This window comes from Spirosoma migulaei (assembly GCF_054776855.1).
In genome coordinates, this window is record NZ_BAAHBG010000009.1 from 1 (window position 1) to 3,615 (window position 3,615).

At 56.9% G+C, this 3,615-nt stretch carries 1 protein-coding gene; it reads left to right on the forward strand.

Annotated elements, in window-relative coordinates; all coding sequences use genetic code 11:
• On the forward strand, positions 1 to 3,615 hold a 3,615-nt coding region (locus ACYVGO_RS10620; protein ID WP_460969246.1), incomplete at both ends, for a beta strand repeat-containing protein.

The window sequence follows — 3,615 nt, forward strand, 5'->3', positions numbered from 1 at the left end:
CTGGCCTGATCCCCGATGGGCTTAATCGGATCGTCAAGGTGAGCCTGCCCGGTTGTGGCACTACCTCAGCGGCTTTTACAGCACCCACTGCCTGCACGGCCACTCCGGCTCCGGTTTGTAGTGTGAGTGCGCTGGCCACCACTGGAGTCTGTCAAACGGCCACCAACACGTACTCCTCAAGAGTGGTGATCAATCTGACAAATCCCATCACGGGGACGCTCACCGTTACCAACGGAGCACAGACTCAAACGTTGGCGACTAGCCCAGTCACCACCAGTTTAACAGCAGTCTTCGCTAATCTGATCTCGGATGGAGCTAGCCACACCGTACTGGTGAGCCTGCCCGGTTGTTCAACCACCAGCACCACCTATACCGCCCCTGCCTCCTGCTCGGTGGCACCGGTCTGCTCTATCAGTGCGGTGGCCACAGCAGGACTCTGCGCAACAGCCACCAACACCTATTCAGCCTTGGTGGTGGTCAACCTGGCCAATGCCCAGGCTGGTACCCTGACGGTGAGCATACCGGGAGCAACCTCCGTTAGCCAGGCCGTTTCCAGCGGCAGCAGCTCATTAACGCTTACGCTTCCAGGTCTGCTTTCGGATGGAGTATCACATACGGCCACGGTGAGTCTACCCGGTTGTGGAACCACCACCGCCACCTTCACGGCCCCGGCCTCCTGCTCTGTAGCACCCGTTTGTAGTGTAAGTGCCGTAGCAACGGCGGGGCTTTGCTCGACGGCGACCAATACGTACTCCACTTCGGTAGTCATTACCTTAGCCAATCCCACCACGGGGACGCTCACCGTTACCAACGGAGCACAGACCCAAACGTTGGCGACTAGCCCAACTACAACCAGCCTGACGGCAACTTTTGCCAACCTGCTCTCCGATGGAGCTAGCCACACCGTACTGGTGAGCCTGCCAGGCTGCTCAACCACCAGCACCACCTATACGGCACCAGCGTCATGCTCAGTAGTGCCTTCGGGATGCAACCTGAATGCGGTAGTTACCGCCGGACTCTGCTCGACGGCCACCAATACGTACTCCGTTTCGGTGGTGGTCAATCTCACGAATGCCCAATCAGGTAACCTCATTGTTGACGCATTCGGAGCAGACTCCGGTAGCCAGCCCGTTTCGGCGGGCACCAGTTCGGTGACCTTCGTTTTTTCTGGCCTGATCCCCGATGGGCTTAATCGGATCGTCAAGGTGAGCCTGCCCGGTTGTGGCACCACCTCAGCGGCTTTTACAGCACCCACTGCCTGCACGGCCACTCCGGCTCCGGTTTGTAGCCTAAGTGCGGTGGCTACCGCCGGTCTTTGCCAAACGGCCATCAACACGTATTCCTCAAGAGTGGTCATTACCTTAGTCAACCCTACCACGGGAACGCTCACCGTCACCAATGGAGGACAGACCCAAACCCTGCTGACCAGCCCAGCCACCACCAGCCTGACGGCGACCTTTGCCAACCTGCTCTCCGATGGCGCTAGCCACACCATACTGGTGAGCCTGCCGGGTTGTTCAACCACCAGCACCACCTATACCGCCCCTGCCTCCTGCTCGGTGGCACCGGTCTGCTCTATCAGTGCGGTGGCCACAGCGGGCTTGTGCAGCACGGCCACCAACACCTATTCAGCCTTGGTGGTGGTCAACCTGGCCAATGCCCAGGCTGGTACCCTGACGGTGAGCATACCGGGAGCAACCTCCGTTAGCCAGGTCGTATCCAGCGGCAGCAGCTCATTAACGCTTACGCTTCCAGGTCTGCTTTCGGATGGAGTATCACATACGGCCACGGTGAGTCTACCCGGTTGTGGAACCACCACCGCCACCTTCACGGCACCTACTTCTTGTTCAGTTGCCCCCATTTGCAGCCTGAGCGCGGTAGCTACGGCTAGCCTCTGTCAAACAGCCACCAATAGTTACTCCTCAACGGTAGTCATCAGCCTGACCAATCCCACCACGGGGACACTAACGGTCACCAACGGAGCACAGACTCAAACGCTACTGACCAACCCAACTACAACCAGTCTAACGGCAACTTTTTCAAATCTGCCCTCCGATGGAGCTAGCCATACTGTGGTCGTGAGTTTACCTGGCTGTTCGACTACCAGCACCACCTATACGGCACCAGTATCCTGCTCGGTGGCGCCAGTTTGCTCCATCAGCGCGGTGGCCACAGCGGGACTCTGCGTAACAGCCACCAACACCTATTCGGCTTCAGTTGTCGTTAGCCTGACCAACTCGACTGCCGGTACATTAAGTGTGAATCTCCCAGGAGTTCCACCCAGCAGCCAGACCGTTTCGAGCGGCACCAATGCGGTAACCCTTGTGCTCGACGGCCTAATTTCAGATGGGGCCAGTCATACCGTTACGGTGAGTCTGCCCGGTTGTGGAACCACTACCGCAACGTTCACCGCTCCAGTTTCCTGCTCGGTAGCACCCGTTTGTAGTATAAGTGCGGTTGCTACACCAGGAATCTGTGCCTCGGCGACCAATACCTTTACCACAATAGCGGTCATCACCTTAACCAATCCCACCACGGGGACACTCACTGTTACGGATGGGCCAACCAGTCTGACCTTTGCTACTATCAGTGGAAGTAGTGCCTCGTTTACGGCAACACTAGCCAATATCGTTTCTAATGGAGCCAGTCATACCCTAACGGCCACACTGTCTGGCTGTAGTTCAACAAGCACGACCTATACCGCTCCTACCTCCTGCTCGATCGCACCGGTCTGCTCCATCAGTGCAGCGGTTACTGCGGGGTTATGTGCAACGGCGACCAATACCTATTCAGCTACAGCACTCATTAGTCTGGCTAATGCTCAGGATGGAGTCGTCATTCTCAGTATTCCAGGTGCAGCCCCCATTAGCCAGACAATTACTGCTAGTACAACCTCTCTGACGGCTATCTTTAGTGAACTTCTCTCCGACGGAGCTAGTCATACTGTCACCGTTAGCCTACCTGGGTGTTCAACTACCACTGCTCTATTCACCGCACCACTTAGTTGTACGAGCGAGATTGGCTTAAGCATCACTGACCCTGGCGTCTGTCAGCCTGGCACCAACACGTATACTACGACAGGCGTTATCAGCCTAACCAATGCGTTGGCTGGGACAGCCCTTATTTCCGATGGAACGAACACAGTTAGTCTTTCGGTGAGTGCAGGTGCAACGTCTGTTCCCTATTCAATGAGTGGCCTCATTAGTGGAACAGGTACCCACACTGTAACGGTCAGCTATTTAGGGCAAATTTCCAGCACGACCTATACCGCTCCAGAGTCCTGTACAACAGCTTCTATCTGTTCCATCAGCGCCGTAGCCACTGCTGGACTCTGTCAAACAGCGACTAATACCTACTCGTCCAATGTAGTGATCAGCCTGACCAATCCCATCACGGGGACGCTCACCGTTACCAATGGAGCACAGACCCAAACCCTGCTGACCAGCCCAGCCACCACCAGCCTGACGGCGACCTTTGCCAACCTGCCCTCCGATGGAGCTAGCCACACCATACTGGTGAGCCTGCCGGGTTGTTCAACCACCAGCACCACTTACACCGCCCCTGCCTCCTGCTCGGTGGCACCGGTCTGCTCTATCAGTGCGGTGGCCACAGCGG